At 51.3% G+C, this 460-nt stretch carries 1 protein-coding gene; it reads right to left on the bottom strand.

The window, feature by feature from the left end; genetic code table 11:
* A partial coding sequence (locus K0039_RS25255; RefSeq protein WP_228106877.1) for an AAA-type ATPase lid domain-containing protein occupies positions 1-452 on the bottom strand: 452 nt, incomplete at its 3' end.
* Positions 453-460: the final 8 nt, after the last annotated feature.

Here is a 460-nt window from a genome sequence, read left to right on the forward strand (position 1 = left end):
AACTCTTTTTCCTGCTGCATCTGAAACTCACGTAAATCAAGCGGCAGTGTTGGAAGCGAGGTGGTTTCTGAAACGGCGATAGCGTCTTCAGGCGGACGCCGTTTAAAGGGAGCAATAATGATGTCATCAAGCGGATAATCGCTGGTGCCGTGGCGATAAACTGAACGTTCCACCACGTTTTTCAATTCACGAATATTTCCCGGCCAACGATAATTCAGCAATGTTTCTCTGGCGCGCTCCGTAAACCCCGGGAACAGAGGCAGCTTGATTTCCCGACACATCTGGATGGCAAAGTATTCTGCCATCAACATTATGTCGCTTTCGCGCTCGCGCAGTGGTGGCAGTTGTACAACATCAAAAGCCAGTCGGTCGAGCAGGTCAGCGCGAAAAGTGCCTTCATTGACCATCGCCGGGAGATCGGCATTCGTCGCGCATACCAACCGCACATTCACCTGCAATG

The organism is Terrisporobacter mayombei (assembly GCF_020748465.1).
Classification (GTDB): Bacteria; Bacillota; Clostridia; order Peptostreptococcales; family Peptostreptococcaceae; genus Terrisporobacter; species Terrisporobacter mayombei.